A 23,927-nucleotide genomic window follows, 5' to 3' on the forward strand; every position below is an offset into this window, starting at 1 on the left:
GCTGTCTTCATAGGGAAGACAGCTTTTCTTGATAGCCCGCTCGTTTTTTCAGGCGCGGTTTCATGAGTACATAATATAGAACAGAAGGCACGGCTAAGCCGATAATCCATGCGATATCCCCGCCGCCAAACATTTTTGCCAATGGCCCGATGTAAAAGGATGTATTGATAAACGGAATTTCTAACAAGATGGATAGAATGAAAGCAATCGTTGTGATCCAATTGACTCTTCCATATGGCCCGTTGACATCAAACATCGCTTTGACCTCATAGTTCCCGTGGCGGACGAAGTAGTAATCCACTAAATTGATCGCCGTCCATGGAATTAAGAAATAACTGATAAAAAAGATGAAATTCAAAAACAGCTCCATAAAATTACTTTGCCCCAGAAGGCTTAGGACTGTTCCGACGATTGTGACGCCAAGAATCATGATGATTCTAATTTTCGGTGTGACTTTTAATTTCAGAAACGGCTCAAGCGTAGTCGTCGTGGACATAAAAGCTCCATACAAGTTAAAGACATTAATCGCCATCTGGCCAAATAAAACAATGATCAGCATAATGAACGAGAAGGGGCCGAACAATTGCACAATCTGGGTCCCTGAGTTTGTCGTAAAATCAGGAAGTGCTGTGGTCAGCAGCGCGCCGAGCAGCATCATCCAGATGGAGCTGACAGATGTTCCTGCGTAGCTGTACCAAAACGTTTTGGACGCCGGTGTTTTAATGGGCAGATATCTAGAATAATCGGCGACATAAGGCGCATAGGCAAGCTGCCAAGTCGCTACTGCGCTGACTGCCACCAAGAAAACGGGCAAGTCGACCGTTCCGGGCACCCAGCTGCCTGCCGGAATCGGTAATTGGAAAATGAGTATCGTTGCAGCAAAAAATACGGCAAAAGAGGTCCAAGAAAGGATTTTTTGCATTTTATGAATCAAATCATGACCGAAAATGGTGAGTAAAAAACATGCGGCGCTTAAGCCTATAATGCTCCATGATCCCGGGATGGGAACAAAGCTGCTTAAGGTCCCGGCCGCCAGAATCGTACTGCTTGCGAAGAAACCAAGGTAGATAAACATGACTAAGAAGAGGGGAAGAATCGCTCCGATTACGCCGAATTGGGCACGGCTTTGAATCATTTGCGGGATGCCGAGCTGAGGTCCTTGCGCGGAATGAGAAGCCATAAATATGGCACCAATTAAGGTTCCGCAAATAATAGCGGCAACACTCCAAAACAGATTAAGTCCCATTGCAACGGGAAGGGTACCGGTTACTAACGTGGTGATATGCATATTGGCCCCGAACCATACGGGAAATAAATCTTTCGCTTTACCATGTCTTTCTTCATTTGGAATATATTCAATCGTTCGCCTTTCTACTTTCAATGCATCGTCCTCCATATATAATGAAATTTTGATATAGACATAAAAACATAGCTTAACAGACTGTACTTTGCTTTACAAATTTTGATGCTCACAAAAACCAATGAGAAGCCAGTGAAGTCAATAGATCAAAAGAATTATAAAAAAAATTGAACGCTTTGGAATCCGGTGTCGTCTCATAAGGCAAGATAACAAAAAAAGGGGGGATCGCGTGCATTGGATACAAATGAAGAAAAGCAATTGATTCAGCAGGCGAAAGAGGGAAGCGACGAGGCGTTTACAGCTCTTTTTCAGCATTATTATTCTTTTCTATACAAATACTTGTTAAAGCTTTCCCTTCACCCTGACATCAGCGAGGATCTGGTTCAGGAAACCTTTCTGAAAGGGTACGTCCATCTAGGGAGTTTTCAAGGCCGATCCAAATTCTCTACTTGGCTGATCTCTATTGCGTCAAGACTCTACCTTGATCACCAGAAAAAGAGAAAGAGAGAATGGAAACGAAATCAGGCTGTTACAGAGGAAACGATACGCAAGATCAAATGGGACGTGTCAATGAAAGGCTCCGAGTGGAGCGAGACGCTTGATCTCTTTTCTCAGCTTGACCCGAAGCTGCGCACGCCCGTTTTATTAAGGCACTATTACGGCTATACCTATGCGGATATCGGGGTGATGCTGCATATCAAAGAAGGCACGGTAAAGTCCAGAGTCCATAAAGGGCTCCAACAAATCAGAAAGGAGTGGACTGATGAATAAAGAAAAGGGATCTGTTCATTTAAAATCGGAATTGCAGAAAATTGACCAATGCGCCAACCCGAATATACCGAGTCAAAAAGAATTGCTTGATCAGCTGTCACAAATGAAAGCCGAACGAAGAAAAAGCGTGCTGAAAGAAGTTATCTTATTTGTGTTCTCTGCACTGATGGTGGTAAGCGCGGCGATTCTGGCATTTACTCAAGTTCCCGCTGCTTTTGTCGTGCTTCAGGTCTGTGCGCTGGCTGTCCTGCCGATTTTGATTGCAGCTGAGAAAAAACGATACCTTGGCGAACGTGAGGTGAAACACTGATGTCCCAAACAGAATTGACGATTTTTGTGTTTGCTTATCTGATTGTATTGGCACAGGGCATCTTTTTATTCATTGATGCGAAAAAACGGGATCGTCTGGCATGGGTGTGGGGAATTGTCGGACTGATTCAAGCGCCGATGCCTCTGATTTGCTATTACTTTTTTGTGATAAGGCCGGACCGAAAAAATAGGAGGATCAGCTAATGAATATTTCTTGGGAAATGATTGTACCGCTGATTGTATTACAGGCCGTGCTGGCAATGTTTGCCCTGATCAGCTGTGTGAAAGAAGAGCGGACAAACGGGCCGAAATGGATGTGGGCAGCAGTGATTATATGCATCAATATTATTGGGCCGATTTTATTTTTTACCGTCGGCAGAAAGCAAAGGTGAGCGAGCATGCTATCTATTGAGTCATTATGCAAATCATATCGGCATCATCAAGCTGTACGGGATGTCAGTTTTCAAGTCAAGGAGAACGAGTGTGTCGCTCTATTAGGACCGAATGGGGCTGGTAAGACCACAACGCTTCAAATGCTGTCCGGACTGCTGTCACCTACCTCCGGAACGATCAAGCTGTACGGGGAGCAAAAGGCAGATCGCAGTATGATTGGCTATCTTCCGCAGTACCCGGCTTTTTATTCCTGGATGACGGCTAATGAATTTTTAACCTTTGCCGGGAGACTGTCTGGCCTTTCAAAGAAAAAAAGCCTTGAGAAAATAGGCGAAATGCTGGAGTTTGTCGGTTTGCAGGACGCGGCAAACAAAAAAATCGGCGGTTATTCTGGCGGCATGAAACAAAGGCTCGGCCTGGCTCAGGCTCTGCTTCATAAACCGAAGCTTTTGATTTTGGATGAACCGGTATCTGCCCTGGACCCTTCTGGGCGTATCGAGGTGCTGGATATGATGCGGGAGCTGAAAAAACATATGGCTGTTTTGTTTTCTACTCACGTTTTGCACGATGCGGAGCAGGTGTGTGATCAAGTCGTGATCATGCAAAATGGTGAGATTTCATGGAAAGGCGCTTTACAGCAGCTTAAAGAACAGCATCAAACGAATGTTTTCACTCTTACTGTAAAAGAGAAACTGAAGGGGTGGCTTGAAGAGAGGCCTTATATATCCGATGTTGTCTATAAGAATCCGTCTCAAGCTGTTTTTGAGCTAAGCGATACAGGCTCTGGCAGGACATTGCTGAGTGATTGTATCCAAATGGGATTGACAATCACCTGTTTTGAACAAAAAACCGAGTCTCTCGAAGACGTCTATCTTAAGGTGGTGCACGCATGAATGTCATGATGACGCTATTACAAAAGGAATGGCTGGAAGGCTGGAGAAGCGGCAAGCTGATCTGGCTGCCCATCGCGATGATGATCGTGGGGCTGACGCAGCCGCTGACCATTTATTACATGCCGGAAATCATTGCGCATGGGGGGAGCCTTCCAGACGGTATGAAAATCAGTTTTACCATGCCTTCCGGATCTGAGGTGATGGTGAGCACGCTTTCCCAATTCAACACGCTTGGCATGGCGCTGATCATCTTCAGTGTCATGGGCAGTGTGGCGAATGAAAGAAATCAAGGTGTAACAGCGCTGATCATGTCACGGCCTGTGACGGCAGCCCAGTATATATTGAACAAATGGATCACCCAAAGCATGATCGGAATCGCCTCGTTTGCAGCTGGGTACGGACTTGCTTATTATTACGTCCGGATCTTGTTTGAGCACGCATCGTTCAGCCGCTTTGCAGCAAGCCTCGGCCTCTACTCTCTTTGGATGATGTTTATTGTTACTGCAGGGCTAGCCGGAAGCGTGATGTTTCGGTCTCTCGGAGCAGCCGCGGCAGCCGGAATTGGGCTGACTGCTGCCGTTTCCTTTGCTGTCTCACTTTTTCCTGATGGTGCGAAATGGCTGCCGGCTGAGCTTTGCAAGCAGGCGGAGCATATTCTGCTTCATGGAGAGCGGGCGGACTTTTTCGGGTGGTCGCTCACATTCTCCATTCTGTGCATCATGCTTCTGGCCATTTTTTCTGTGTGGCGCTTCCGGCAGTATGAAAGCTATTAACCGATCATTTTTCGCTTTGTGGCCAGCATCATCAACAAAGCGGAAAATGCCATCAATCCCGCTCCATAAAATACCTCTGCCAAACCGAAAACCTGTGCGATTTTTCCGGCGAGAAGGGGGCCGATAAAGATGCCCAGCGCATAAAACGATTGATAAAATCCCATGGCTGACATTTTTAAACGAGCTGAGCTGATATCGACGACCCGGCTTAACAATAGGGGAAACACAAAGCCAAGCGCCAGACCGATGAAAGCATGGGTCATGCAAACCGTGGACAATGAAACTGAAAAAGGGACGAACATCAAACAGACTCCAATGACAGCAAAACAGATCAGCATGGTGCCATAGGCGATTCTTCCGGTAAAACGCAAAAACAAAAAGCTCAGGGTAGCCGCTGCATGAGGGAGAAAAAAGGCGCTCATCACCCAAAGCAGTTCGATGTCCCCCATTCCGAGCTGATTTGTATAAAGCGGCGTAAAACCAAACACCGTCATAAATAGCACGGCATGAGCTGTCATAGATAGAATCGTGAAAAGCTTCAGCTTCGGCAGCCGCAATGTTTCTTTGATGTATTGCGTTATACGGAGAGCCTTACGTTGCCCAGGAGAAACGGACGGATCTTTAATAAAGCAGCATATCACAAGGCCGATGCACGAGGCAGCCAGTGCCATCCAAAACGGAACCTGCCTGCCTAAATGCGCTGCTGCAAGCCCGCAGAACACAATGCTGACAAACTGAGGCATGACGGTGAAAAACTGCATAATGCCCATTGCTTTTGACGCACTGCCATCTTTGAAATAATGAGCGTATAGAATCGTTGCCATCACCCACATGGATGCTGTTAACCCCGCGAGAAGCCGGGCGGTCAGGACGAAGAAAAAAGAATCAAACGCAAGAAAAAGCACGCTGCTGAGAATGGAACATCCAAAGCCGGCAATTAACAATGGCTTACGCAGAGAAAAAAGAATTTCTGACAGAACCCCAAGCGGGAACCGCAGCAGGATTTGGGTCACCCCGTAGCTTCCAAGAATCATGCCGATCGCTCCGTATGAAAAGTGCAGATCTTCCAAATACAGGCTGAAAACAGGAACGTAAATATAGCCCGAAAACCAAAAACAAAATACCATGCATAAGAAAACGGCGTGATCTAAAGTGCCGATTGTTTTTTGCTGAGGAATCAGCGGCTGCTGAATTTCCATGCTCTCACCACCTCTTTCCTTCCAGTACAACACAATTTGTGGAAACGTTTCAATAGAGAATTGAAAAAACAGGACTTCAAAAAAGTCCTGTTTTTGGTGTTAATACGGATCAGACGGATGGCTTTCCTGTTCGGCCTGCTCGACGGCTTGAGCCGTTTCTGTCGTGCCAACAGGTCCGTTGCTGTTACTTTCTGAAGCCTTTTTCAGCCCTTCTGCCACGCGTTTTCCGTAGTCCGGATCGGCTTTTGTGAAATTCTCAATCATTTGCTCCTGAATTTCTTTTCTGCAGGTTGAAAGCGTATTGACCAGATTTGTGATGAGTTCAGTACGCTCAAACTCAGTAAATCTCCGGTACGTTTCACCGGCTTGTCCGAAATTGTTCGTTCTGTCAATCGCTTCCCGCTTCAGGTCGCCTTCGACATGTGGGGTATGGTCTTTTGCCTGCTGGTTTGCTTCCTTTAGTCCGCCCATAATAGACGGTTCATAGTTGACGTGCGGATTTTGACCTTCGCCGATATCCACGCGGTATTGCATTTGACCCCCCTGCTGGTTGGTCGCGACGTGTTTTTTCGGTGAGTTGATTGGCAACTGCAGGTAGTTTGCGCCAACTCTGTACCGCTGCGTATCGGAATAGGCAAACGTCCGGCCTTGAAGCAATTTGTCATCAGAAAAATCAAGTCCGTCGACAAGGACCCCTGTACCGAATGAAGCCTGTTCTACTTCAGAATGGTAATTCTCAGGGTTTTTGTTTAACACTAATTTGCCGATCGGCTTCCACGGGAAATCATCCTTATACCACAGCTTAGTCGGATCAAGCGGATCAAAGTCGAGCTCCGGATGCTCGTCATCACTCATGATTTGGGCATAAACCTCCCACTCCGGATAATCGCCGTTTTCAATCGCTTCATACAAATCCTGTGTCGCGTGGTTGAAGTTTTTCCCCTGAATCTCTTCCGCTTCCTTCTGTGTCAGGTTGCGGATGCCCTGTTTCGGTTCAAAATGGTATTTTACAAGAACGGCCTTGCCTTCCTCATTCACCCATTTGTAGGCGTGAACGCCTGAACCCTGCATTTGCCGGTAGTTGGCAGGAATGCCCCAAGGTGAAAACAAGAATGTGATCATATGTGTCGCTTCAGGAGATTGAGAAATGAAGTCGAAAATACGTTCACCATCTTGGATATTGGTCACCGGGTCAGGCTGAAACGCGTGTACAAGGTCCGGGAACTTCAGCGGATCTCGAATAAAAAAGATTTTCAGGTTGTTCCCGACCAAATCCCAGTTTCCGTCTTCGGTATAAAGCTTAACGGCAAAACCGCGGGGGTCCCGTAAGGTTTCAGGTGAATGTTTTCCGTGATTGACCGTAGAAAAACGGACAAATGCCGGCGTTTTCTTGCCTTTTTCCTGGAAGAGCTTCGCTCGCGTGTACTTTGAAATCGGCTCGTCTCCAAAACTTCCGTAGGCTTCAAAATAACCGTGTGCGCCCGCGCCCCTGGCATGTACAACACGTTCAGGGATGCGTTCCCGGTCAAAGTGGCTGATCTTTTCGAGAAAATCGTAATTCTCCAGCGTTGTCGGGCCTCTGTTCCCGACCGTTCTCACATTCTGGTTGTCAGTGACGGGATGCCCCTGTCTGTTCGTTAAGGTATCCTCTGACTCGTTTTTCCCGGATGTCTTATGAGAAAGCGCATCCTCACTGCCTTCGACATTTGTGCCGTGATACTCTTTTTGATGATCATCTTTCATTGATGGATCCTCCTTTTTGAACAGTAACAATATTCCCTTGATGGAAGAATTTTAAAACTGAAGTTTTTTTTTAGCTGCTTCGGGAATGGTACAATTACCAAAACGAAAAAAGGAGAGTACGACATCCGTGACCAGAAAAAGAAATCCGCTGCCCATCACGTTTTATCAAAAAACGGCCCTAGAACTGGCTCCCTCTCTTCTCGGCTGTCTTTTGGTAAAAGAAACGGATGAAGGGACAGCTTCAGGTTATATCGTGGAAACAGAGGCCTATATGGGAGCCGGGGACAGAGCAGCCCACAGCTTTAACAACCGCCGGACGAAACGGACTGAGATTATGTTTGCTGAAGCTGGCCGTGTGTATACGTATGTGATGCACACCCATACATTGCTGAACGTCGTTGCCGCCGAAGAGGATGTTCCGCAAGCGGTATTAATCAGGGCAATTGAGCCTCAGGAAGGCCAGCTGTTAATGGAGGAAAGAAGGCCAGGCCGGCGTCCGAGGGAATGGACAAATGGTCCCGGAAAGTTGACGAAAGCGCTTGGCGTCACGATGAATGACTACGGACGCTGGATCACGGAACAGCCGCTTTACATTGAAAGTGGGTACACACCGGAAGAAATATCAACCGGCCCGCGGATCGGCATTGACAACAGCGGAGAGGCGCGCGATTATCCGTGGCGTTTCTGGGTGACGGGAAACAGGTACGTATCGCGTTAGCATGTTTAAGCAAAGGGGAATCTGGGGAATAGTTGAGAAAAAAAGAAGGGAGAATCGGAGTCTTGAAAAAAATGGTCAAAACCGTTATCAAATGGGCGCCGGTCATTTACCCGATTGTTCGAAAAATCATGAAGGACCGCAAGGCGTCTAAACAAAAGAACATGTCCGCATCCCGAACAGCCGGCTGATTCCGGCTGTTTTTTTTATGGGTCTGTTTTCCCTCTTGTCCTCCCGATGTTCATTGACTTGCATTTCTCCCCATTATAGAATTTATATACATTTCGCTTTCCCTTCACCACATCCTTTCTGCCTACTTATGTAATTCCTGCATCTATCATGATAGGAGGTTTTTCTCATGCTGCATGGGCGACTTCGTGAAATTCTGCGCTTATTGATGGCGGCAGAAGCTCCGGTGACAAGCTCGGTATTTGCCGCACATTTACATGTGACGACGCGGACGGTCCGCAATGATATAAAGGAACTCCAAGATGTGATAAGCGCCCATGGCGCTTTGGTTCAATCGGTAAGAGGCTCGGGATACAAGCTGCGCATTCATGATGACCAGACCTTTAGAATGCTGCTGCAAGACGAGTTTCATCAGAAAAAAGGACTGCCGGTAATTCCCGAGGAGAGGATTACATATCTCATGAAACGGCTGCTGCTGGCGGATCATTATCTCAAGCTGGATGAGCTGGCTGAAGAACTATTTATCTCAAAATCTACACTTCAAACCGATTTAAAGGAAGTGAAGAAACGGCTGCTCCCTTACCGCGTTGTCATGGAAACACGCCCGAATTACGGCTTCAAGCTGCGCGGAGATGAGGTGCAGATGAGGTATTGTATGGCGGAGTACATTGTCGATGAAAGAGAAACAGAGATCGATTTACTGAATGAAAAGGCTGATATATTGCCGAAGGAACAAATCGATATCATCCATTCTATTATTATGAAAAAGGTCAAAAACGATCGGATTCCTCTGTCTAACCTTGGATTGAATAACCTCATCATTCATATCGCCATCGCCTGTAAGCGGATCAGAACGGAACACTATGTGTCTCTTTTCCCGGAAGATATGGAACACATTCTGCATCAAAAAGAATACCAGACTGCAGAAGCCATTGTGAAAGAACTGGAGTCAGCCCTTGACGTCACGTTTCCGGAAAAAGAAACAGCTTATATCGCCATGCATCTTCTCGGCACGAAACGAATGACACAGCCGCAGTGCGGGGACGGCGAATTTTCAATTGATGAAGAAACAGATCGGCTGACTGCCGCCATGATCGAAGCGGTCGATCGAGAATTAAAGCTCGACATCCTGCATGATCAAGAGCTGAAAATCGGCTTGGCACTGCATGTAAAACCCGCGGTCACCCGCAACCGGTATGGTATGAATCTAAGAAATCCGATGCTGGCAGCGATCAAAGAAAATTATCCTCTCGCCTTTGAGGCCGGAATCATCGCCGGAATCGTCATAAAAGAGAAAACGGGCATTGATATCCATGAAAATGAAGTCGGTTATTTAGCTTTGCACTTCGGCGCCGCAATTGAACGGAAGAAAACAGAAAGCCCGCCGAAGCGCTGCATCATCGTTTGTGCATCAGGTGCGGGAAGCGCCCAGCTTCTGAGGGAAAAACTTCGCTCCCATTTCGGCAAACGGATTGATATTCTCGGCACGGCTGAATATTACAGTCTTGACCAGATGTCTTACGAATCGATTGATTTTGTCGTCAGCACCATTCCGATCAAAAAAGAACTCCCTGTGCCTGTACTGAAGGTAAACACCATCTTAGGCGGAACCGATTTTACAAAAATAGAATCCATCCTCAATGATGAGAAAGAAAAAGCGATCAGCTATCTCAAAGAAGATCTCGTTTTTTTCCAGAAGGATCTGCGTTCAAAAGAAGAAGTGATTCAATTTTTAGGTCAGAAAGCAGTGGAAGGCGGCTATGCGAATAAGGAAATCATAGATTCTATATTTGAAAGAGAAGAGATGTCGCCAACGTGCTTTGGCAACCTCGTGGCCATTCCGCACCCGCTCGTCCCGCAGACGCAAACGACATTTTGGGCCGTCTGCACGCTCAAAAAACCGATAGACTGGGAGAATAAACGGGTTCAATTTGTCTGCCTGCTTTGTGTCGAAAAGGAAAACAAGGCGGATTTGCAAAGCATGTATAAACTGCTCGGCAGCATTTTGGATGACCCGGCCGCGGTAAGCCAGCTTTTAAAAAGCCGCACATACCAAGAGCTCTCCGATGTGTTTGACAAAAAACGATAAACTGACAGCCTGGATATACCTTTTTTCCGTTTCCTGCGGAAAAACCTTGAGTGTTTATGAAAGCGATTTCATAATATGATGTTATCAACAGCAGGACATACAAATTCTATCAAACTCTTAGGGGGTCTCTTACATGAATATATTACTCGTTTGTGCAGCAGGCATGTCAACAAGCTTACTCGTCAGCAAGATGGAAAAAAGCGCGCAGGAACAAGGAAAAGACTATACCATTTGGGCAGTATCAGGTGATTCTGTACAAAATCATATCGATAAAGCGGATGTATTGCTCCTCGGCCCGCAAGTCCGTTACTTGCTTCCTCAGCTGAAAAAACTAGGTGAATCAAAGGGTGTTCCGGTAGACGTCATTAACACAGTCCATTATGGGACGTGCAACGGAGCGGAAGTGCTGAAATCGGCTGAACAGCTTGGAAACGCGTCATAGAGAGGGGCGGGCTATGTGAATAAAGTCAATCAGTTGTTAGAAGAGAAGGTCATGCCTATAGCAGGTAGAATTGCGGGACAGCGTCATTTGCAGGCGCTCCGTGACGGTATCATTTTAACAATGCCGCTTATTATCATCGGCTCCTTTTTCCTCATCATCGGCAACCTCCCGATTCCCGGATATGCCGATTTTATGGCAAAAACGTTTGGAAGCGCTTGGTCAGAGAAGCTCGCTTACCCGGTTGACGCCACCTTTGAAATTATGGGGCTTGTCGCCGCATTCGGCATCGCCTACAGGCTGGCGGAGAAATACGGGGTTGATGCCTTGTCGGCAGGTGCCATCTCTCTTGCGGCTTTCCTCTTAGCGACACCGTATCAAGTGCCGTTTACACCGGATGGCTCGACAAAAGAGATGATGGTCAGCGGCGGTATTCCGCTATCGCTGATGGGAAGTAAAGGCCTGTTTGTCGCCATGATTATCGCAATGGTGTCAACAGAGATTTACCGTCTCATTATTCAACGCAATATGGTTTTTAAGATGCCGGATGGCGTTCCGCCAGCGGTCAGCAAGTCATTTGTCGCTTTAATCCCCGGCTTTGCCGTCATCTTCCTGATTTGGGGAGCCCGACTGATTGTGGAAGCGACGCCTTTTGAAAGCCTTCATAATGTTGTAAGCGTTTTACTGGGAACGCCGCTCTCCATACTTGGCGGAAGCCTCGGGGGAAGCCTTATCGCAGAAGCTGTCAAAATGCTTTTATGGGCCTGCGGTCTTCATGGCGCTAACATTGTCGGCGGCGTCATGGCACCGATTTGGTACGGCGCCATGGATGCCAACCGGATCGCCTTCCAAGCCGGTGAGGAACTGCCTAAGATTTTTACCCAGCAATTTTTTGATATCTGGATTAATATCGGCGGAAGCGGTGCCACTCTTGCACTGGTTGTCACGATGTTCCTTCGCGCCCGAAGCAAACAAATGAAGCAGCTCGGAAAGCTTGCGATCGGCCCGGCGGTCTTCAATATTAACGAACCAATTATTTTTGGAATGCCGATCGTCATGAACCCGATGCTCTTAATTCCGTTTATCGTCACGCCGCTCATCACACTGACACTCACATACATCGGAATGAGCACCGGACTTGTCGCCAAACCGGCGGGTATCGCAGTCCCTTGGACCATGCCGCCGATCTTTTCAGGCTATTTGGCGACAGGAGGCAAAATATCAGGCGCGGTCATGCAAGCCATTAATATCACCGTTTCCTTTGTTGTCTACTACCCGTTCTTCAGAATGTGGGATAAACAGAAGCTGAAAGAAGAAAACGAATTAGAGCTCGTTCAAACGCCTGCTGTTTCAGGCGACAAAGAGGCAGCTTTGTAAAGAAAGGAGTGAATCGCGTGAATGAGAAAATGGAGCAAATTATTTTTCAAATCATACTTCACGGAGGAAACGGAAGGAGCTCCGCAATGGAAGCGATCGCCGCCGCGAAAAAAGGCGACAGTGAAGAGGCGCGGAATAAGCTTCAAGACGCTGCGGATGAATTGTCAAAAGCCCATCATTATCAGACAGAACTGATCCAAAGTGAAGCAGGCGGAGAAAAAACAGAAATGACACTGCTGATGGTCCACGCGCAGGATCATTTAATGAATGCCATGACAGTCAAGGATTTGGCGGCTGAATTCATTGAGCTATATGAAAAAATCACCGTACAAGGGGGAGCAAGCATATGACAAAAGGATTGAAAATTGTAACAATTGGCGGAGGTTCAAGCTACACACCGGAGCTCGTGGAAGGTTTAATCAAACGGTACGAAGAGCTGCCCGTACGTGAATTATGGCTCGTTGATATTCCTGAAGGCGAGGAAAAGCTGAACATTGTCGGCACGCTCGCCAAGCGGATGGTTGAAAAAGCTGGTGTCCCGATTGACATTCACCTCACTTTGGACAGAAGGGAAGCGCTGAAAGATGCAGACTTTGTGACGACTCAATTTCGGGTCGGATTGCTGCAAGCGAGAGCCAAGGATGAGCGCATTCCATTAAATTACGGCGTCATCGGCCAAGAAACAAACGGCCCGGGAGGACTCTTTAAAGGATTGCGCACCATCCCGGTCATCTTAGAGATTGCCAAGGACATCGAGGAGCTTTGTCCGAATGCATGGCTCGTTAATTTTACAAACCCTGCAGGTATGGTGACAGAAGCCTTGCTTCGCTACTCCAACCTGAAGAAAGTTGTTGGTCTCTGCAATGTTCCAATCGGCATGAAAATGGGCGTAGCGAAAGCGCTCGATGTAGATGTTGACCGGGTAGAGGTTCAATTTGCCGGATTGAATCATATGGTGTTCGGAATGGACGTCTTCTTAGACGGCGTCAGTGTGAAGGATCAAGTCATCGAAGCGATGGGGGATCCGAAAAACGCGATGACAATGAAAAACATCTCCGGCGCTGAGTGGGAGCCAGAATTCTTAAAGGCACTCAACATGATCCCTTGCGGCTACCACCGCTACTATTTCAAAACAAAAGAAATGTTCGAGCATGAGCTTGAAGCATCACAAACGGAAGGCACCCGTGCTGAAGTGGTGCAAAAGGTAGAGCAAGAGCTGTTCGAGCTTTATAAAGATCCAAATTTGGCGATCAAGCCGCCGCAGCTTGAGAAACGCGGAGGGGCATACTACAGTGACGCAGCGTGTAATCTCATCAGCTCCATTTACAATGATAAACACGACATTCAGCCGGTGAACACGATCAATAACGGTGCGATTGCAAGCATTCCAGATGATTCCGCTGTTGAAGTGAACTGCGTGATGACGAAAAACGGACCTAAGCCAATCGCCGTAGGCGACCTGCCAGTATCTGTCCGCGGCCTTGTCCAGCAAATCAAATCATTTGAGCGTGTTGCGGCAGAAGCGGCTGTCACAGGCGACTACGAAACAGCGCTGCTCGCCATGACGATTAACCCTCTCGTACCATCCGACACAGTGGCCAAACAGATCTTAGATGAAATGCTGGAGGCGCATAAAACCCATCTGCCGCAGTTCTTTAACAAAATTGAAGCATAAAAAAACGGCCCGTTTCGGGCCGTTTTTTGTTTATTTGCTTTCAGTGAGCGCTGCGACTTCAGTCGTCCATCCAAATTCATCAGGAACTGTACCCTTCTGAATGCCTGTAATCGTGTCATACAGCTTTTTGGAGATTTCTCCTGTTTCTCCGTTATTGATCATCAGTGTTTCGTCATTCCAGATCAGCTCGCCGACTGGAGAAATAACAGCTGCTGTACCCGTTCCGAAGGCTTCTTCAAGAACACCGTCTTTATGGGCTTGGATGACTTCATCAATGGCGATTCTTCGTTCTGATACCGGAAGCCCCCAATGCTTAAGCAAGGTAATGACGGAATTGCGCGTGATGCCTTCCAGAATGCTGCCGTTCAGCATCGGTGTCACAATTTCACCGTTGATTTTAAAGAAAATGTTCATGCTGCCGACTTCTTCGATGTATTTTTTCTCAATGCCGTCCAGCCAGAGAACCTGAGAAAATCCTTTCTCTTCTGCTACCTGCTGCGCTTTTAAGCTTGACGCGTAGTTTCCTGCGGTTTTCGCATCTCCCGTTCCGCCTTTCACCGCACGGACAAATTCACTTTCCACAGCAATTTTGACAGGTTTAATGCCTTCTTTGTAATATGAGCCGACCGGAGAAAGGATGATAAGAAGCTTATACGTATGAGATGCCGCGACACCAAGGAAAGGTTCGGTTGCGATAATGAATGGACGGATGTAAAGGGACGTGCCCTCCGCATTCGGAATCCAGTCTTTATCAATAGCGATCAGCTGTTTTAAACCTTCAAGAACCTGTTCTTCATCAATTTGCGGAATACAGATGCGGTCATTTGATTTATTCAGGCGCTCCATGTTCTTTTCCGGTCTGAAAAGCAGAACATGGTCATCCTCTGTGACATAAGCCTTCAAGCCCTCAAACACCGTTTGGCCATAGTGATAAACCATTGCGGCCGGGTCCATTGAAACGGGTTGATAAGGAATGATTCTCGGATCGTACCAGCCTTTATCAGATGCATAGTCCATTACAAACATGTGGTCTGTAAACACTCTTCCGAAAGAAAGCTGATTTGGATCTGGTTTTGGTTTTTTGGCTGATGTTAATTCAACTCGAATCGTTTGTTTAGTCATGGTCAATCTCCCTGTTGTTAAATTGTTTATATTATCAAACTTATTTGAAAATATTTTATATTCTATTGTATACCTTCACCAAATAATCGCAATAGGTTTGCTCAAATTTGTAAAAAATTTATAAGAAAAAGCAGGAGAATTTAATTCTCCTGCGCATTCATTTGTTCAAATACTCTGTCGTAATCGGCACGGACTGCATTCCGCAGACCTTCGACACGTTCATTTGTAATCTCTTGTTTGCCTTCTTTTAAGCCGTCTAAGAAATATTGAACATATTCTTCAGGTGTAATGCCGCGGTACGTCAGACCTTGCTTATCGCGTGATTTTTGATTTAATCCCGTGTCAACCATAGGGGGCGCCATCTCTATCACTTCAACGCTTGTATCGCGAAGCTGGTGTCTGAGCGTGAGTGAGAAGGAGTGGAGCGCCGCTTTTGTTGCACAGTACACCGGATAAACAGCTAACGGGTTAAACGCGAGCCCGGATGTTACCTGAACAATTGCCGCTTCCTGCTGATTCATCAAGTGGGGCGTAAAAAGAGCTGATAAATGGACGGGCGCTTGGAAATTCAGCTCAATTTCATCCCCGTCCACAAAAAGCTCCTCAGTCCCTTTTTTAAAGTCGATTTCCTTTTGAATGCCCGCATTGTTAACGAGAACGTTCAGTGTTGGGAATTCCTTCTGGACCCATTCAAACAATGACTGACGCTGTGTGCGGTCTGAGACATCGCATTGTTTTGTATGGAGGGCTGGGAGCTGTTTTTTTGCTTCTGCAAGACGCGTTTCGCTGCGTCCGCAAATGATCACTTCATTCTCGAGCTCAAGCAGCCGTTTGGCCAGTTCAAGCCCGATGCCTGCTGAACCGCCTGTGATCAAAACCGTATTGCCTGTCATCTTCATTGATGTAACACCTCTTATCAAGCTGGCTGTGATTTCTTTACTATTTCAAATCTTAGCAGGAAATATACAGCCGCGTCCTAATAGATGCTCACGATGAAGTAACCTTTCCGGTTTTATAGAATTCATCAATTGCCTTATCCACATACACCCAGCCTTTCCAGCCGATGTGGATGGTATCTTTCATAAAATAAGGGTCATATTCATGACCTGAAAAATCAGCGACTTGGAAGCCCTTCGCTTTAATCTGTTTATTGACCTTTTCATAATAGTCAGTGCGACCTTTTTTCGGGAAGCCTGTGTAGTCATACCATTTTCCGTTAACAGGGATGGTGACAAACATAGGCTCTGCGCCCGCGTCTTTCAGGATATGAAGCATCAGCTCAAAATCACCGTATTCCGGTGACTTCGCATACGATCTGCCTTTGTTCTTCCCTTTCAGCTTAGGAACTTTCGGCTTCAGCTTCTTATAAACAGGATTGTCGATGTGAAAATCGTTAGACCCGGAGTGGCGTTTGCCTGATTCATCGGCCAGTTTATTTAATTCCGACCATGACTTATCCTTCACGGATTGTGAGATATAACGCTTTGGTCCTGTGGTTTCCGTCGTTGAATAATAAAGGTCTTTCTTTTCGAGCATCTTGTAATATACTTTTGCCGCCGGCTTCAGCGCGTTCACTTTCCATGTCTGGCCGTTCACCATCGCCTTATAAAGCTCGGAAAGTACAGCATCGTTTTGAACAGCTTTGAAGCGCAGCATACGCTTCATCATTTTCTTTTTCACGTCAGGATCGATCTGCTCGTTAAATGCCAGATCCAGCCCTTGAAGCGCGGAATAGTTCGGCGCAAAATGCTGTTCATCAGACCCGCGCTTAATAAACCACTGCGGAGAAACGATGAAAACAATTTTTTTGCCCTTCAGCTGATCCATATGGGCAGCGAAGTTTAAAGAATGTATCAATGACTGGGACCCGCCTTTGCCGACAAGGTAAGGCGTAAATCCCTCATTGTTTACTTGAAAATAATTAGATGGGTGGAACTCGTCCAGCCGGGAAAGCTCAGAAGACCCGTAAATCGGAAGATACTTCGGATCATTGAGCATCTGATTTTGTAAATAAAGCCCCTGAAACATACTCGGGTTTAAGGTTGTTGCTGACTCTTCAACCCGTTTATCGGTAATAAAACGAGTCAGCCATGAAGATGGAACTGCGATGGCGCCTGCGAATAGAATAAACGCCAAAATAATTGGACCGAAAAAACGCTTTTTCATTATTTCAACTCAGACAGCTGGTTTACAATGTTATTAGGCGTATTCCATACATCCCGGTCGAATTCAGTGATAGGCACCAGAATATCAAAACGGTTTTCAATCGCAAGCAGCAATTCTACTGTTCCAAAAGAATCAAGCAAACCTTCTTCAAAAATTTCAATATCAGGGTTTTCCTTTACGATGTCATCCTGGCAAACCTCTGCTAAAACGTCTAATACCTCTTGTTTAAAATCCATAGTTTTCTAATCTCCTTTAATGATGGTGATGAAATGGTTTTCCTGAGAAAATATAAAACCCAAAGCAAACAAAATGGAACGTGATCACAATGGCGAGAATCGTTGTCCAGCGGTTGGACGGCAGCCATTTATATTTCTTATTCCACTTCTCGAAAAAGTTGTAACACGTCATCAGGACGGCGTGATAGAGGCCGTAGATGATATATTGCGGCGCAAGGCCGTGCCAAACCCCCATCAGCATAAACAGCAGGAAATACCCGATATTTGAGACGGCCATACGGTTTTTGATCCACTTTTTCTTTGTCATCCAAAATACAAATCTCATAAATACATAGTCTCTGAACCAAAATGACAGAGACATGTGCCAGCGGTTCCAGAAATCTTTAATATTTTTGCTGATAAACGGTTTATTAAAGTTTTCCGGCGATTTAATCCCCATAATATAGCTGACCCCGACGGCAAACATCGTGTAGCCGGCAAAATCAAAGAATAAATACATGCTGTAGCCGTACATGTACAGCAGATTCCCGAGGATCTTATTGTGCGTGATCGCGGGAAGGTTCATGATGAAATATGTGTTGATCGCATAGCCGATAATGAACTTGTAAAGGAATCCAATGAAAATCTTGTGAATTCCCGTATACAGCAGATCGGCATATTCCTCTTTTGTCCAGGCCTTCTGCTCATCCTTGACGAATCTGCGGTACCTGTCAATCGGACCGGAAGAAATCGTCGGGAAAAACAGGATGAAATACAGCAGGCGGTGAAGAGGCAGCTGTTCCTTCAGCAGCCCGTCTCTCGCTTCCATAATCAGCTGAACGCCTTTAAAGGTTAAATACGAAATCCCTAAAAAGCTGATCAGGTTATGCGCCGGATGATGCGGCTGCGGATGAGAAAGAAACGGCCATATTTTTGACAAGAATAAAGGCAGAATAGACGCGATAACAGCCGAGCAAAAGACAAAGCCGCTGTTCGCTTTCTGCCGGTACGCCAGGTAGCCGCTGATCAGGAGCACCTGCCATATGGTAAACAGACACAGGGCGATGACGCCGTGTAAGTCATGCGAGAAAATCAGAGCCAAAATAAGAATGGATATAAACATGTTGTATGCCTGGAATCTTTTCCCGTTCAGGCCGAGAATAATGGTCGGCAGAAGAAGAATGCCAAGCAATATAAAGAATAGAAACGAGCTGTAAGGCGTCATACAAGAACCTCTTCGCGGATGCGTTTCCTGTCAATTTTGCCGTTAGCCGTCATTTGAATGTGATCCTGATAAATGAACTTTCTCGGAATCATATAAGCCGGCAGGGAAGCGGCAAGCTCTTTTTTAATCGCACTTGTCAGCTGGAACTCCTTCTGGAATTCATGCTCCTCAGGCACAATTGCAGCTATCAGATATTCAACTGTTCCGTTTGGCTGATACGGAATCACAACAGCTGAGCGCACGTACTGAGACTGTCTCACATGAAACTCAATTTCCTCCAGCTCCATTCGGTACCCGTGAAGTTTAATCTGGAAATCCAAGCGGCCTTGGCAGAAAATCTGACCATCTTGTGTATAACCAGCATCGCCAGTTCGGTATGCCCATTGGCCTTCATAAGAGAAGAACGCTTTATCGGTCAGCTCAGGCTCACCGAGATAGCCGCGGCTTACACTCGGACCTGCAATGACGATTTCGCCTTTTTCTCCATCCGGGAGCTGATTTCCCTGTTCATCCATAATCAAAATGTTCATATCCGGTTTGGCGAAGCCGACTGGCAGAGATTCGTGCCGGCTGATGATGTCACTTGTAATTTCAACGGACGTAACAGCGACTGTCGCCTCAGTCGGACCGTACGTATTAAAGATTCTTGCTTTCGGGAAACGCTCAAGCAGCGCTTCGGCTACAGAAACCGGGAGAACCTCTCCGCAAAACATAAATGTGTCCGCCTCAGGAAGCAGATCTTGTGAAAATCCAGGGTCCATCAGGCACATTTGCACAAAGGATGGCGTCGAAGTCCATATATTCAGCCCGGACTTTTTAAGCTCTTCGAATAAGATCTTCGGCTTATTCACGGCGTCCTTTGTCACACAGTGTAAAGTACCGCCTGACTGAAGGCACGGATAAAGATCCATGACGGATAAATCAAATGAAAACGGCGCTTGGTTTAAAAACGTTTTGCCTCCGTTGATCGGGAAGTCCGCGCAAATCCAGTCTGTGAAGCTTTGAAGGTTCGCGGCTGAAATCTGCACGCCTTTCGGATTGCCCGTGCTTCCGGAAGTGTAAATAATATAATACGTTTCGTGTCCCGTCACCCATTGATCACGGCTGACAGTGCCTTCGTGTTCCAGCAGTTCTTCCGCTGAAACTGTCTGAATCAGCCCGCTGTCAATATCAACAGGAAGACCAGATACATGAATCAGCAATTCGGCGCCCGAGCTTTCAATAATTTTCGCAATCCGCTCGGAAGGAATGGACAAGTCAACCGGGATATAAGGGTGTCCCGCCTTGACGCTTCCTAAAAAGGAGACAATCATGTGCGGCTCCATATGTCCGTACACCAGAACAGGAGAACCCTTTTCTCCGGAAACACGTTTTTTGATTGCGGCAGCCGCGCGGTCAGACAGTGCCCAAAGTTCCTGATATGTGAGCGACTGGCCTTGAGAGCGGAAGGCTTCGGTTTGCGGATAAGTTTCCGCATGTGTTTGAATAGCATCTAAAAGTTTCATTGTTATTCTCTCTCCAATTAGAAATCGTTATAAATATAAGAACCGGTATTCGCGGTGTGAAAACCATACATAAAAAACAAAACAAGCAGTATCAACAAATAAAAGCCTGTATGACAAGTCCACTTGACAGCGGGTTTTTCATACAGCTGTTTCATCAATTGCAGCATATCTAAATTCCCTTCCCGTTTTTTCGATAATTACATGAGTATATGACGAGCGGATGCGCAAAAAGTTTCATATTTTCCCTAATCTCCCTCAAATTTATATATCGGCTTCTGCCTTCAGAAGTGAATTTTTATCTCAGAGAGAGAGTATGAATGAAGCTTCTCTGACTGATTCATTATAAAGGAAAGATCAAATGTAATGAAGAGAACTTTTTAACTTTTAAAAAGCGAAAATGTATTTAAAAAAATTTTTCCGCTCCTGTTTGTAAAGGCACAGGCAGAACCCTAATGAAATCAGGGCAGAAAGGGTATAATAAGAAGGAAAACGCCCGCTCAAGGTATCTTGTGAAATGGTGGAGAAGTCATTATGATAGATAAGGAAGCAAAACGCAAGTTTCATCAAGTGGCCGGCTGAAATAAAGTAAGCCTTTTAATAGAAAGGAAGAGGAAGATGAACCAAACAAATAAGGGTGAGGGTCAGACAGCGCCGGAAAAAGAAAGTATGGGGCAGATTCTTTGGCAATTAACGCGCCCGCATACATTAACGGCGTCGTTTGTTCCCGTGCTTCTAGGAACAGTTTTGGCGATGTTTTATGTGAAGGTTGATTTGCTGCTGTTTCTGGCTATGCTGTTTTCTTGCTTATGGATCCAGATCGCGACGAACTTATTCAATGAATACTACGATTTTAAACGCGGGTTAGATACAGCTGAATCTGTCGGAATCGGCGGCGCAATTGTCAGACATGGTATGAAGCCCAAAACGATACTGCAATTAGCTCTCGCTTCATACGGCATTGCCATTTTGCTCGGTGTGTATATTTGCATGAGCAGCAGCTGGTGGCTGGCTGTCATCGGCCTCGTGGGAATGGCGATCGGTTACCTGTATACAGGCGGGCCTCTGCCAATTGCATATACACCGTTCGGTGAGTTATTCTCAGGCATTTGCATGGGTTCGGTATTTGTGCTGATTTCATTTTTTATTCAGACAGATAAGATCAATATGCAAAGCATTTTGATTTCGATTCCGATTGCGATTCTTGTCGGCGCGATTAACCTGTCGAACAACATTCGCGATATCGAAGAGGATAAAAAAGGCGGACGCAAAACATTGGCAATCCTGATGGGGCATAAAGGAGCTGTCACTCTGTTGGCTGCATCTTTTGCTGTGGCGTATATTTGGGTTGTCGGCTTGGTCATTACAGGAGCTGCAAGCCCATGGCTGTTTGTCGTCTTTTTGAGCGTACCTAAACCAGTTCAGGCGGTGAAAGGCTTCGTCAAAAAAGAATTGCCAATGAATATGATTGTGGCGATGAAATCTACAGCGCAAACCAATACATTTTTCGGATTCCTGCTGTCAATTGGATTATTGATCAGTTATTTCCGGTAAGAAAGAAGACCGCTTTTTCATGCGGTCTTTTTTTGTTACATTCGACAGGATTTTGTAAAAAAATTCATAGAACCTAGCAGCAGGCAGGCACGTCTAGTACATGGACAGCGGATAAAGATCCGTTAAAGGAGATGACGAAAATGGATTTATCTGTAACACATATGGACGATTTAAAAACTGTCATGGAAGACTGGAAAAACGAACTGTTGGTTTATAAATTCGCACTTGATGCACTTGATACAAAGTTTTCGATTATCAGTCAGGAATACAATTTAATTCATGGCCACAATCCGATTGAGCATACAAAATCGCGTGTGAAAAGCTTTGAAAGCATCGTAAATAAACTCATGAGAAAGGGCTGCGAGATTACGACACAGGAAATGAAGGAACATATCAACGATATTGCCGGTGTGCGTATCATTTGTTCCTTTATTTCTGATATTTATAATGTCGTGAACGTCCTGAAGCAGCATGAGGATTTGCGGATCGTGAAGGTAAAGGATTATATTCAGTATCCGAAACCGAACGGCTACCGAAGCCTGCATTTGATTATTGAAATGCCTGTGAACTTAACGAACAGAGTGGAATACGTCAAAGCAGAAATTCAAATCCGCACCATCGCCATGGATTTCTGGGCGAGCTTGGAGCATAAAATCTACTATAAATTGAACAACGACGTTCCTAAACATTTAACCGATGAACTGAAGGAAGCGGCGGAGATCGCCCATTATTTAGATGAGAAAATGCTGGGGATTAAGAAAGAAGTGGATTAAAAAAAGACGGCAGCGATGTGCCGTCTTTTTTTATTTCATATCTTCATAAATGTCAGAGGCTTTAGCCTTCATTTGTTTCTTATTGGCTTTCGGTTTTTTCTCTTTTTTCACAGCTTCATAGACAGAGGCTGTCACAAGGTCGCCGGCCTGCTGAAGGCGTTCTTTGCTGATATGCTCGATCGAGTCTTCAGGGGTATGATACCAAGGCTCAACCTCTTCGGTTTCCGGATCTCCCCAAATAAAGTTAGCGGAATCTATACCGGCTTCATGGAACGGCACGTGATCGGATGAGCCTCCTTGTGTCAGAGACAGGCTGTCGAATCCAATTTTTTCAGCGGCCGTGTGGCTGGATTCCCAAACATAGTTAGATTGTCCATCCAATGTGTTGACATACAGCTCAGACGCATTCTCCCAGCTTGTACCCACCATGTCTAAGTTGAAGTTCACTTCGCTTCGTTTCAACTCTTTTTCTGATAGATGATCTACATAATGAGAGGAGCCGAGCAGGCCGAGCTCTTCAGCGCCAAAAGCGATAAAGCGGATTTCCTTGTCAGAAGGAATGCTTTTCAAGACGCGTGCCATTTCCAGCATGACAGAGGTTCCTGATCCATTATCATTTGCGCCGGGTGAGAAAGGAACACTGTCATAATGTGCTGTGACATACACAATATCAGGATTTTTGATGTTCTTTGGTTTTTTGACACCGATGATGTTCTGGGAGGTTTGATTTGAGAGCGCGTTTATTTGTAAGGTTGCTTCTTTTTGCTGGATAAGGGTTTCACCGTCTTCTTTCTTAATTCCGACGACAGGGATGCTGACTGTATTTCCTGATAGATTTGGGGTGACAGGCACAAGGCTTTCTTTGTTGTTATAAATGATGACAGCCTTCGCCCCGGCGTCTTCGGCGTTCTTGGCTTTCTCGTAAAATGTCAGGTCTCCTCTTGAAATCAAGGCGATTTTGCCCTTGGCATCAGCGGTGAAGTCCTTTGGATAGCCTAAGCCTGCATTGTAAAGCGGAGCCGTCAGCCCTTTTTCCTCAGTCGGTGCTGAGCCGGATGCCGCCCGGAGAAGAATGTCGCGTCCTTCTGAAGACAGCGTTCCCTCAAGCTGGTCAGGAATGCCGAATCGTTGAACTTTCACATCAAGCTTTAATTTTCTCAAGGTTGAGGCGATCCATAAGGCACTCTTTTTTTCAGCGGCAGTTCCGGCTATTCTGGGGCCAATTGTTTCACTAAGCTGAGAAATGGTGGAATACGCACGCTTTGCTTTGAATGGAAGCTCCCGCTGGCTTTCTGATACTTGGACAGCGTGCGCAGCAGGGGTGACACTCTGTGCCGGCAAGAGAACCGTGCCGGCCGTTAAAACGGCCATCGTCATTACAGTTAAAAGCTTTTTCATAAACATGAACCTCCCCTAATGTTTGGATGGGGAATATTTCGGGATGC

At 46.0% G+C, this 23,927-nt stretch carries 26 protein-coding genes; 15 read left to right on the forward strand and 11 right to left on the reverse strand.

The window, feature by feature from the left end; translation table 11 throughout:
- Positions 1-7 precede the first annotated feature (7 nt).
- Positions 8-1,381, reverse strand: coding sequence for a purine-cytosine permease family protein (locus NST16_RS19350; RefSeq protein WP_010332408.1), 1,374 nt, complete (start codon positions 1,379-1,381; stop codon positions 8-10).
- Positions 1,382-1,594: 213 nt separating this feature from the next.
- Here NST16_RS19350 and sigY point away from each other — a divergent pair, with 213 nt between their 5' ends.
- The 6 genes from sigY to NST16_RS19380 are packed head-to-tail and all read left to right on the forward strand — an operon-like array spanning position 1,595 to position 4,499.
- Positions 1,595-2,131 (forward strand): RNA polymerase sigma factor SigY, encoded by a 537-nt coding sequence (gene sigY, locus NST16_RS19355; protein WP_229148472.1) that lies wholly within the window; start codon positions 1,595-1,597, stop codon positions 2,129-2,131.
- The gene (locus NST16_RS19360) at positions 2,124-2,441 is read left to right on the forward strand and encodes a YxlC family protein (RefSeq protein ID WP_168749099.1); all 318 of its coding nucleotides are present in this window, start codon (positions 2,124-2,126) and stop codon (positions 2,439-2,441) included. Before sigY ends, NST16_RS19360 begins: the two co-directional genes overlap by 8 nt.
- A complete protein-coding gene (yxlD, locus tag NST16_RS19365; RefSeq protein ID WP_010332405.1) occupies positions 2,441-2,644 on the forward strand; it encodes a sigma Y negative regulator YxlD in 204 nt (67 codons plus the stop codon). Before NST16_RS19360 ends, yxlD begins: the two co-directional genes overlap by 1 nt.
- Positions 2,644-2,832, forward strand: a complete 189-nt coding sequence (locus NST16_RS19370) for a PLDc N-terminal domain-containing protein (protein ID WP_340888115.1) — start codon at positions 2,644-2,646, stop codon at positions 2,830-2,832. The genes yxlD and NST16_RS19370 overlap by 1 nt, the downstream gene beginning before the upstream one ends.
- A gap of 6 nt (positions 2,833-2,838) precedes the next feature.
- Positions 2,839-3,726, forward strand: coding sequence for an ABC transporter ATP-binding protein (locus tag NST16_RS19375; RefSeq protein ID WP_326218614.1), 888 nt, complete (start codon positions 2,839-2,841; stop codon positions 3,724-3,726).
- Positions 3,723-4,499 carry an ABC transporter permease gene (locus NST16_RS19380; RefSeq protein WP_010332402.1) on the forward strand — a complete coding sequence of 259 codons (777 nt, stop codon included), beginning with the start codon at positions 3,723-3,725 and terminating at the stop codon, positions 4,497-4,499. The genes NST16_RS19375 and NST16_RS19380 overlap by 4 nt, the downstream gene beginning before the upstream one ends.
- On the opposite strand, the gene NST16_RS19385 is transcribed toward NST16_RS19380, so the two are convergent.
- A complete protein-coding gene (locus NST16_RS19385) occupies positions 4,496-5,698 on the reverse strand; it encodes an MFS transporter (protein WP_340888117.1) in 1,203 nt (400 codons plus the stop codon). The two genes, NST16_RS19380 and NST16_RS19385, sit on opposite strands and share 4 nt — an antisense overlap.
- Positions 5,699-5,797: 99 nt before the next feature.
- Complete coding sequence (gene katX / locus NST16_RS19390; protein ID WP_326331858.1) at positions 5,798-7,441, reverse strand: catalase KatX; 1,644 nt, start codon at positions 7,439-7,441, stop codon at positions 5,798-5,800.
- 127 nt (positions 7,442-7,568) lie between these two features.
- Between katX and NST16_RS19395 the strand changes: the two genes are divergently transcribed.
- From NST16_RS19395 to licH, 7 genes are all read left to right on the forward strand, one after another.
- On the forward strand, positions 7,569-8,159 hold the full coding sequence (locus NST16_RS19395) for a DNA-3-methyladenine glycosylase (RefSeq protein ID WP_010332399.1): 591 nt from the start codon (positions 7,569-7,571) through the stop codon (positions 8,157-8,159).
- 71 nt (positions 8,160-8,230) lie between these two features.
- Positions 8,231-8,347, forward strand: a complete 117-nt coding sequence (locus NST16_RS19400) for a hypothetical protein (protein WP_128568460.1) — start codon at positions 8,231-8,233, stop codon at positions 8,345-8,347.
- Between the two features lie 167 nt (positions 8,348-8,514).
- Positions 8,515-10,434, forward strand: coding sequence for a transcriptional regulator LicR (gene licR, locus NST16_RS19405; protein ID WP_340888120.1), 1,920 nt, complete (start codon positions 8,515-8,517; stop codon positions 10,432-10,434).
- A gap of 133 nt (positions 10,435-10,567) precedes the next feature.
- A complete protein-coding gene (licB, locus tag NST16_RS19410) occupies positions 10,568-10,876 on the forward strand; it encodes a PTS lichenan transporter subunit IIB (RefSeq protein WP_010332396.1) in 309 nt (102 codons plus the stop codon).
- 15 nt (positions 10,877-10,891) lie between these two features.
- Positions 10,892-12,250: a PTS lichenan transporter subunit IIC gene (licC, locus tag NST16_RS19415; RefSeq protein WP_168749091.1), complete on the forward strand. Its 1,359-nt coding sequence runs from the start codon at positions 10,892-10,894 to the stop codon at positions 12,248-12,250.
- Positions 12,251-12,267: 17 nt separating this feature from the next.
- Positions 12,268-12,600: a PTS lichenan transporter subunit IIA gene (gene licA / locus NST16_RS19420; RefSeq protein ID WP_010332394.1), complete on the forward strand. Its 333-nt coding sequence runs from the start codon at positions 12,268-12,270 to the stop codon at positions 12,598-12,600.
- The gene (gene licH / locus NST16_RS19425; RefSeq protein WP_340888126.1) at positions 12,597-13,925 is read left to right on the forward strand and encodes a 6-phospho-beta-glucosidase LicH; all 1,329 of its coding nucleotides are present in this window, start codon (positions 12,597-12,599) and stop codon (positions 13,923-13,925) included. The genes licA and licH overlap by 4 nt, the downstream gene beginning before the upstream one ends.
- 30 nt (positions 13,926-13,955) lie before the next feature.
- Here licH and NST16_RS19430 read toward each other — a convergent pair whose 3' ends face one another.
- The 7 genes from NST16_RS19430 to NST16_RS19460 form a co-directional block, all read right to left on the reverse strand.
- The gene (locus tag NST16_RS19430; RefSeq protein WP_010332392.1) at positions 13,956-15,047 is read right to left on the reverse strand and encodes a branched-chain amino acid aminotransferase; all 1,092 of its coding nucleotides are present in this window, start codon (positions 15,045-15,047) and stop codon (positions 13,956-13,958) included.
- A 140-nt stretch (positions 15,048-15,187) separates the two neighbouring features.
- Positions 15,188-15,946 carry an SDR family oxidoreductase gene (locus NST16_RS19435; protein ID WP_340888128.1) on the reverse strand — a complete coding sequence of 253 codons (759 nt, stop codon included), beginning with the start codon at positions 15,944-15,946 and terminating at the stop codon, positions 15,188-15,190.
- Between the two features lie 88 nt (positions 15,947-16,034).
- On the reverse strand, positions 16,035-17,213 hold the full coding sequence (gene dltD, locus NST16_RS19440; protein WP_010332390.1) for a D-alanyl-lipoteichoic acid biosynthesis protein DltD: 1,179 nt from the start codon (positions 17,211-17,213) through the stop codon (positions 16,035-16,037).
- Positions 17,213-17,449 carry a D-alanine--poly(phosphoribitol) ligase subunit DltC gene (gene dltC, locus NST16_RS19445; RefSeq protein WP_003227325.1) on the reverse strand — a complete coding sequence of 79 codons (237 nt, stop codon included), beginning with the start codon at positions 17,447-17,449 and terminating at the stop codon, positions 17,213-17,215. Before dltC ends, dltD begins: the two co-directional genes overlap by 1 nt.
- Positions 17,450-17,465: 16 nt before the next feature.
- Entirely contained in the window at positions 17,466-18,653 is a 1,188-nt protein-coding gene (dltB, locus tag NST16_RS19450) for a D-alanyl-lipoteichoic acid biosynthesis protein DltB (protein WP_229148499.1), read from the reverse strand.
- Positions 18,650-20,158: a D-alanine--poly(phosphoribitol) ligase subunit DltA gene (gene dltA / locus NST16_RS19455; RefSeq protein ID WP_010332388.1), complete on the reverse strand. Its 1,509-nt coding sequence runs from the start codon at positions 20,156-20,158 to the stop codon at positions 18,650-18,652. Before dltA ends, dltB begins: the two co-directional genes overlap by 4 nt.
- A 17-nt stretch (positions 20,159-20,175) precedes the next feature.
- Positions 20,176-20,325, reverse strand: a complete 150-nt coding sequence (locus NST16_RS19460) for a teichoic acid D-Ala incorporation-associated protein DltX (protein WP_010332387.1) — start codon at positions 20,323-20,325, stop codon at positions 20,176-20,178.
- Between the two features lie 448 nt (positions 20,326-20,773).
- Here NST16_RS19460 and NST16_RS19465 point away from each other — a divergent pair, with 448 nt between their 5' ends.
- Both NST16_RS19465 and ywaC read left to right on the forward strand, forming a co-directional pair.
- The gene (locus tag NST16_RS19465) at positions 20,774-21,709 is read left to right on the forward strand and encodes a 1,4-dihydroxy-2-naphthoate polyprenyltransferase (protein ID WP_010332386.1); all 936 of its coding nucleotides are present in this window, start codon (positions 20,774-20,776) and stop codon (positions 21,707-21,709) included.
- Positions 21,710-21,849: 140 nt separating this feature from the next.
- Positions 21,850-22,482, forward strand: coding sequence for a GTP pyrophosphokinase YwaC (gene ywaC / locus NST16_RS19470; RefSeq protein WP_326329008.1), 633 nt, complete (start codon positions 21,850-21,852; stop codon positions 22,480-22,482).
- A gap of 30 nt (positions 22,483-22,512) precedes the next feature.
- On the opposite strand, the gene NST16_RS19475 is transcribed toward ywaC, so the two are convergent.
- A complete protein-coding gene (locus NST16_RS19475) occupies positions 22,513-23,880 on the reverse strand; it encodes a M28 family metallopeptidase (protein WP_340888133.1) in 1,368 nt (455 codons plus the stop codon).
- Positions 23,881-23,927 lie beyond the last annotated feature (47 nt).

This window comes from Bacillus sp. FSL K6-1005, from assembly GCF_038000225.1.
In the GTDB taxonomy this organism is placed as follows: domain Bacteria; phylum Bacillota; class Bacilli; order Bacillales; family Bacillaceae; genus Bacillus; species Bacillus mojavensis.

Coding starts and splice junctions, on each gene's coding strand:
- NST16_RS19360 (WP_168749099.1), top strand. CDS start 2,124: ATGAATAAAGAAAAGGGATCTGTTCATTTAAAATCGGAATTGCAGAAA.
- licH (WP_340888126.1), top strand. CDS start 12,597: ATGACAAAAGGATTGAAAATTGTAACAATTGGCGGAGGTTCAAGCTAC.
- NST16_RS19375 (WP_326218614.1), top strand. CDS start 2,839: ATGCTATCTATTGAGTCATTATGCAAATCATATCGGCATCATCAAGCT.
- NST16_RS19430 (WP_010332392.1), bottom strand. CDS start 15,047: ATGACTAAACAAACGATTCGAGTTGAATTAACATCAGCCAAAAAACCA.
- NST16_RS19380 (WP_010332402.1), top strand. CDS start 3,723: ATGAATGTCATGATGACGCTATTACAAAAGGAATGGCTGGAAGGCTGG.
- licB (WP_010332396.1), top strand. CDS start 10,568: ATGAATATATTACTCGTTTGTGCAGCAGGCATGTCAACAAGCTTACTC.
- ywaC (WP_326329008.1), top strand. CDS start 21,850: ATGGATTTATCTGTAACACATATGGACGATTTAAAAACTGTCATGGAA.
- yxlD (WP_010332405.1), top strand. CDS start 2,441: ATGTCCCAAACAGAATTGACGATTTTTGTGTTTGCTTATCTGATTGTA.
- NST16_RS19475 (WP_340888133.1), bottom strand. CDS start 23,880: ATGAAAAAGCTTTTAACTGTAATGACGATGGCCGTTTTAACGGCCGGC.
- licR (WP_340888120.1), top strand. CDS start 8,515: ATGCTGCATGGGCGACTTCGTGAAATTCTGCGCTTATTGATGGCGGCA.
- NST16_RS19465 (WP_010332386.1), top strand. CDS start 20,774: ATGAACCAAACAAATAAGGGTGAGGGTCAGACAGCGCCGGAAAAAGAA.
- NST16_RS19435 (WP_340888128.1), bottom strand. CDS start 15,946: ATGAAGATGACAGGCAATACGGTTTTGATCACAGGCGGTTCAGCAGGC.
- dltA (WP_010332388.1), bottom strand. CDS start 20,158: ATGAAACTTTTAGATGCTATTCAAACACATGCGGAAACTTATCCGCAA.
- dltC (WP_003227325.1), bottom strand. CDS start 17,449: ATGGATTTTAAACAAGAGGTATTAGACGTTTTAGCAGAGGTTTGCCAG.
- dltD (WP_010332390.1), bottom strand. CDS start 17,213: ATGAAAAAGCGTTTTTTCGGTCCAATTATTTTGGCGTTTATTCTATTC.
- NST16_RS19460 (WP_010332387.1), bottom strand. CDS start 20,325: ATGCTGCAATTGATGAAACAGCTGTATGAAAAACCCGCTGTCAAGTGG.
- dltB (WP_229148499.1), bottom strand. CDS start 18,653: ATGACGCCTTACAGCTCGTTTCTATTCTTTATATTGCTTGGCATTCTT.
- NST16_RS19385 (WP_340888117.1), bottom strand. CDS start 5,698: ATGGAAATTCAGCAGCCGCTGATTCCTCAGCAAAAAACAATCGGCACT.
- NST16_RS19370 (WP_340888115.1), top strand. CDS start 2,644: ATGAATATTTCTTGGGAAATGATTGTACCGCTGATTGTATTACAGGCC.
- katX (WP_326331858.1), bottom strand. CDS start 7,441: ATGAAAGATGATCATCAAAAAGAGTATCACGGCACAAATGTCGAAGGC.
- NST16_RS19400 (WP_128568460.1), top strand. CDS start 8,231: ATGGTCAAAACCGTTATCAAATGGGCGCCGGTCATTTACCCGATTGTT.